This window comes from Chamaesiphon sp. OTE_20_metabat_361, from assembly GCF_031364565.1.
Genome location: NZ_JANLWO010000069.1, coordinates 1 through 6029 on the forward strand (window position 1 = coordinate 1; position 6029 = coordinate 6029).

Sequence of the window (6029 nt, forward strand, 5' to 3'; positions counted from 1 at the left end):
CTTCGATCGAATTAAGGCATCACGCACAGCCCCTAAGCGGCGATAGGTGGGACGAAAGGTTTCACCCCAATGGACGAGACAGTGCGCTTCATCGAGGATCAGTCGATCGATCCGCAACTGAGGAGCGCACAATCGCGCCCAGACTGGCGGCGTGAGTAAAGTTTCTGGTGAAATATATAGCAGCCGCAGTTGCTGAAGTTCCAATGCTTGCAGACACTGCTTACGCTGGGTGGTGGACAGTTCGCTATGCAGCAGCCCCGCCGCTATTCCTTTGGCGGTCAATTCTTGTACCTGATTTTCCATCAAGGCAACTAGGGGCGAAATCACTAGAGTTACGCCACTGCTCAATAGAGCGGGAATTTGGAAGCATAGAGATTTACCACCGCCAGTCGGCATCACAATTAGGGCGTCCCGATTGGCAAGGAGACATTCGATGATTTCTCGCTGGGGATATCGCAATTCGTCATAACCCCAGACTGCTTGTAATGTTGCTTGAATTCGATCCATTATTTCAGCCGTCGATCGAGATCTGCTATGTGACTAAGTTTTTAAAAAGTACATTGTCATGCAGCAATGCAAAGTCGGCATCGTTACGCGCCGAATTTTTTAACTTTTCTGGCTCTAATTCGATCGCTTTTTGGAGGTGGTGCAGGGCTAAATCTAGCCGATCTTGCAAGGCATAACAACAAGCTAGATCGTACCAGCCAGTTGCATTTTGAGGTTCGATCTTCACCAAAGCTTGATATGTCTCGATCGCGGCTGGATAATTTTTCAGGTTGTACATCAGCTCGGCTTTCGCATGTAGGAATGAGCTATTGTGCGGGGATAGTGCTATTGCTTTACTTAATGCTTCATCTGCAAGCACGATATTTTGCAAGCGCTGGTGAGACAATCCTAGATAATAATAAGCATCGCTATGTTGGGGATCTAGTTTAATGAGCTTTTCCAGATAAAAGATGGCTGATTCATATTTTCCAAGACTATAAAAATTGAGACCCAGACCTAAATAAGCAGACTCATTACTCTCGTCGATCTCGATGACTTTTTGATAACAACTAATCGCCTGGTCAAATACATCCATCTGCGATAAACAGTAACCCTTTTGCCGCCAAGCTTCAGCTCCATCCGGTCTGATTTTAATCGCTCGATCGAAACACTCGATCGCGGCTGGATATTGCGTCTTCTTAACTAAGTTCTTACCTGCTTGGATCGCTCTATTTTCAGGAGAGTTTAGTCCCCAGCCCATTGTGACTAAAATTGCCAACGCGATCGCTTTATTAATTGGTTCTCGAAATACAGCCGAACCATTACTCACTAAAAAGTCTGGTACGTGTAATGCACTAGTAAGCAGACTAACAAAGTTGAAAATAAAATAATTAAAAGCCGGAACGAACCAGAATAAGCCGATAATAACTAGAGTACTATACTTCCGAAAACCATTAAATTTAACTCGGAGCTGTTCTGGCAACCAAGGTTCGAGCATTCCATAGCCATCGAGTCCCGGCATCGGTAATAAATTAAAAATCGCCGCAAAAATTTGTAAGTAAACTAAAAAAGCTAAACTACTCGCCCAAAATACTTCTGGATTAAGGCGGTCTTCTGCAAGTAAATTTTGCTCTGTAACTGTCCCTAATAGAATTGCCAATCCAAGTGCAATTAAGATATTAGCACTCGGCCCTGCGGCAGATACCGCACTTTGCCACCAGCGATTTCTTAATTTATGCTGGTTGATATAGACAGCGCCACCAGGCAAGCCAATTCCACCCATGAGTAGAAAGAGGACGGGTAGCACCAAACTGTAGCCAGGATCGGTATATTTGAGCGGATTGAACGTTAGATATCCTTTACTCTTAACGGAGGTATCACCACCCCAATAAGCTACGATCGCGTGTCCAAATTCATGCAGGCACAGTGAAAAAATCCACCCAAAACAGACAATAATTCCAACTAACCACATATATAATCTATTAGTTTTAGGCTGTATTTATAATTCTCAGCGTGAGTAATACTCGATCTTTTTTAAGCTGTAACTACACGATCGATAGTTGAGGCATACTGGTATGGATATTTTTCGCATCGATACCCGCCTCAATCAACATAGAGGTCAACCCCTCTTCAAAATTATCTTCTTCGATCGCGATCTTCTCATCCACTAAACGAGCATGAAATAAGATTGTATTAATCCAAGCTTTTTTATCCCAGCCAGTCGCCAGAATTAAGAAGTTACCTGAATCTCGATCGCATACAGGATAGAGTCGAATTGACTGAATCCGAGGCTGATGTCTTGTTGCTTCTTTTAAAGTATTTTCGATGATATCTGCATAGATTAATGAGTTATCCATTGAATTATTTCCTCTTGCTCTGGCGCTCTCTGTCCGATAGCGATCGATCTCAGCTACATAATCATCGAAAAATGGATCGTCTACTAGATTACCAGCAACAGCCAGCCAAGGATTTTCTGTTCGTAATTTAGCTCTCAACCCTGCTAACACATCTTCTGGATTCAACCCTTCCCCGCTATCGAGTTGAGCCGCTGCGCTATCGATCTTTTCGCGGAGTTCGGTAGCTAATCGGTCGGTAGCACTTTTAGATTTTAGGAGGTTTAGTGCTACCTCAATCGCTTCTTCGGGGTTAGCATATTTACCAGTAAGGATTTCTTGCTGGATAAATTTTGTTAGTTCGGGTTTTAGAGTTAGATTCATAAGAGCGAAAATCAGTCTAAAGTCTTACTGTCAGTATAACTCAGCGGGAATAGTGCTGCGATCGAGACTCAATCGAATCGAGATAAATTTTCCAGTTAAGGCGGTAGTCAAGATGGCTCTGGCTGGATACTTAGATAGTGAAGCAATCGGGTTTGTAGATTGCAAACCAAGTCGGGGGCGTGTGTGGTGGAGATGCTTGTATTTCTTCCACCAGAATTCCAGTCTGGGTATTGGTAAATGCTCGGAATTTAGGTATTAGCGAAGCTCAACTTCTGAAAGATTATCCAACTATATCAGCAACCGATTTAACGAATGCTTGGGTGTATGCTACCGTACACCCAGAGGAAATTGAGTTAGCTATTCGGGAGAATGAAGAATTGGATGCTGAATTCGATCGGTGGGAAGCTGCTGGCGATGAAGATGAAGCTCAAATTAAAGCAATGCTAGAAAAGAAAGGCGCGTAAATGGTTAGGGGAGATATTGTATTCACTTTACCTGAAGATGGTCATTCCGCTTATATCTTCAGTTACGATGTATTTTTGTTCTTCTAGCTCAGATTAATGACCGATTTACAGCAACAGGCGCAAGAAATACTGAATCGATTGGCATTTAAAGATTTCGAGCTGTGTCTAGAGATAAATAGAACCTTCAATCATTTGCCTCGTGCGCCTGGTATTTATGCGATTCGCCATCGCACCGATGGACTCTTGTATTTGGGCAAGACAAACGATCTGAGTACTCGGTTTAATGGGGGACATAAATCATTTACTTGGGCGTGGCTCGATCTTTATCAGCCTAATGATGTGAGGATTGCCATAGAAAGACTCGACCGCTGGGGGAAACCAGGGTTATTATTAGAGCTAGAGGCTATTTTACTCAGGGCAACAGAACCACCGTATAACGTTAAGATTCCGATGGAGAATTAAAGCTATGCAATCTCAGACATTAGAAGAACTTACGCCAACTGCTGCTCAGGCGATTTTAGAAAATCTGCCAGAACGAATTAGAGTAGCGTTTATAAATAGATCGAAAGAGATCGATTTTCCAGTTGAGGCGGTGATTGAGATGGCTTTGGCTGGATATTTGGATAGTGAAGCGATCGGGTTTGTAGATTGCAAACCAAATAGAGGTCGTAAGTAAAACTCGATCGATACTGCTGGATTCGATCGAGCGCATTTAGATCGGCATCCAAGTATAAATATCTGCTAGAAAAGCTTGAAATCTAGATGGTGGGCAGTGCCTACCCTACAAACTCGATGATCTTGTTGAGTAGCTACTCTTAACGAGTAACCCAAAGGCAAATTATTATTCGATCGAGAAGAAGACATAGTACAACTACCTTAATTTTTTTGAAATTTAACTACTTAGCCAAAATCTGCTCTAGAATAGTCGGATCTTGAATCTCCTTATCCTTTGCCAACAGCAACACCTTCGACATGATTTCTGCTGTCTTCGGATCGTCATCGACGAAGGGTAAGAATAGTCGTCCGCGATGTTGGGAACTGACGGGGAGAATGCAGAGTGCGCCGCCTGGTTGCCGATGGACGATCGCGCTGCCGAGATGTACCGAATAGGTGCCGATTTCGCCATTGATGAGGGCGTGAGAGCCTTGGATTTGGACGTTATTTAGTTTCATCAGGCGACAGGTTTCGCGGAGGATGCTCGATCGCATTTCGACGGTTGAGGCACTGGCTTCGGGATCTACTCCGCCGATGTGGGCGACGCTGACGACGAGATCGAGATCGCGCATGACTTCGCTGAAGATGCGTGGGGGGATGTCAGCGAGGGGGAGGGGTTTCCATTCGTCGCGCTGGTAGAAGTTAAGCCTGTCGATCGTCAAGCCTTCGACTTCGAGGGGGGTGTAGTAGCCGTTAGTAAAGGAGACGATCGCGATGAGTCCTTCTTTGTGGAAGGTGCGGCGCAAGCCTTCGTCTGGGGAGGAGATCCAGCCGCGTTGTCCGAATAGGGCGATCGCTTGGCGCGGGTTGACTTGATGCCCTTCATAGCGTTTGGAACCCGTCTTGGTTTGTTCGGCTGTAGTTGCGACATAAAGTTCGCGGAAGACTTGTTTGAAGGGCTGCTGGCGGGCGGTGGTGAAACATTCTTGTTGCCAAATTTGCCATTCTTTAGTAGTCAGGAGATCGTGGGGGTGGGCGATGCGGAATTTTGCGGCGGTAATTGGGACTTTGCCGTGGGGTGAGACTAGTTCGGTGCCGTTGGGTTCGAGGTAGCCGATTTCGTTGCCAGTGGTGGCGATGAGGATGAGTTGGCGCAGCATCGGGGCGAGGACGGGGTGCTGGGCGAGTTGGTGGAGTTCTGGTTTGGTGAAGGCATCGCCGCGCTCCATTGCCTGTTCGAGGGAAATCCGCATTCGGGAGGCTTGTTTGACGATACTCTGTTTCCGATCGACTAAAGCCTCAATCTCAGGATTTTTCTTCAGTTTGGCGGGGATGGCTTTGAGGGTTTTTCCGGCTTTGGTAATGGTAATTTCGGGGGTGCCTGTGGTGGTGATGCTCAAGGCGATCGTGGTATCTTCAATCGAGACTACCTGCGGTTTTTCGACCAAATCGGCAATGGCGGCGGCTTCCATCGCCCATTGGAGCCGTTGCGGATCGGCGAATCCGGCGGTACGGGCGAGGTTTTCCATGCCGATTTCGACGGCGAGTTTTTCGCTGGCGCGGCGTTGGGAGCCAAATTTTTTGCTGGTGCGGAGGAATTCTTGGTAGGTTTGATAGCGACTCAGGATGTCGGGTTCGCGTTTTTTGCCTGGATCTAAGGGGCACAATCCGAGGGCGCGGATGGAATCTTGATGGCGTTTTTTGAGGATTCGATCGAGTAATTCTCCTTTCTCAATCTGTCCTAACATGGCACTAGCAAACTGTTTCGCCCTTTGATGTCCGCTACCGTTGGAGGCATATTGAGCGGCTTTATCCAACTGTTGCCAACGCTCTGCGCCCAAGGTGGCGTAAACCCGCCCAAACCATTCCACATCAACGGCTCCATCGACTAGACTAGCTGCCGAAAGCGGAGTGCGTTCGGCAATCTGCGCCACCCAGATTTCCCGCACATCCTGTTCGACCGACCAGTTATTATCTTTAGTATGAGCGTGAATCCACCAGACTCCTTCGGCAAAGCCAGGGAGATCGATGGCTTGTTGGATATAATTCACCCATTGGGGCACGAAGAAGGCAAATTGAATCAGCTTTTCTTCACTAATTTTCGCGGCTCTGACTTGGCGGGCAAATTCGACAGGCGTATCGTTACTAGCGGGAAAGCTAATCCGCATCAAGTGGCTCATGACGGCGGCTTTGCTCTGGTTGCCGTAAC

7 protein-coding genes and 1 pseudogene are annotated in these 6029 nt (G+C 46.5%); 3 read left to right on the forward strand and 5 right to left on the reverse strand.

Annotation, left to right across the window (positions count from 1 at the left end; genetic code table 11):
* The 4 genes from RMO35_RS01795 to RMO35_RS01810 form a co-directional block, all read right to left on the reverse strand.
* The coding region (locus tag RMO35_RS01795) for a DEAD/DEAH box helicase (protein WP_396135586.1) at positions 1–507 on the reverse strand (507 nt) is incomplete at its 3' end.
* A 25-nt stretch (positions 508–532) separates the two neighbouring features.
* Positions 533–1957: a tetratricopeptide repeat protein gene (locus RMO35_RS01800; protein WP_309738143.1), complete on the reverse strand. Its 1425-nt coding sequence runs from the start codon at positions 1955–1957 to the stop codon at positions 533–535.
* Between the two features lie 73 nt (positions 1958–2030).
* The gene (locus RMO35_RS25135) at positions 2031–2342 is read right to left on the reverse strand and encodes an element excision factor XisI family protein (protein ID WP_396135587.1); all 312 of its coding nucleotides are present in this window, start codon (positions 2340–2342) and stop codon (positions 2031–2033) included.
* A gap of 390 nt (positions 2343–2732) precedes the next feature.
* Entirely contained in the window at positions 2733–2867 is a 135-nt protein-coding gene (locus RMO35_RS01810; RefSeq protein WP_309738145.1) for a hypothetical protein, read from the reverse strand.
* 11 nt (positions 2868–2878) lie between these two features.
* Here RMO35_RS01810 and RMO35_RS01815 point away from each other — a divergent pair.
* The 3 genes and pseudogenes from RMO35_RS01815 to RMO35_RS01825 form a co-directional block, all read left to right on the forward strand.
* Positions 2879–3079: pseudogene (locus RMO35_RS01815) on the forward strand (DUF433 domain-containing protein); the annotation flags it as partial.
* Between the two features lie 183 nt (positions 3080–3262).
* The gene (locus RMO35_RS01820; protein ID WP_309738148.1) at positions 3263–3628 is read left to right on the forward strand and encodes a GIY-YIG nuclease family protein; all 366 of its coding nucleotides are present in this window, start codon (positions 3263–3265) and stop codon (positions 3626–3628) included.
* A 4-nt stretch (positions 3629–3632) separates the two neighbouring features.
* Positions 3633–3842: a hypothetical protein gene (locus RMO35_RS01825; protein WP_309738149.1), complete on the forward strand. Its 210-nt coding sequence runs from the start codon at positions 3633–3635 to the stop codon at positions 3840–3842.
* A gap of 220 nt (positions 3843–4062) precedes the next feature.
* Here the strand turns inward: RMO35_RS01825 and RMO35_RS01830 are convergent.
* The coding region (locus RMO35_RS01830) for a DUF5724 domain-containing protein (protein WP_309738150.1) at positions 4063–6029 on the reverse strand (1967 nt) is incomplete at its 5' end.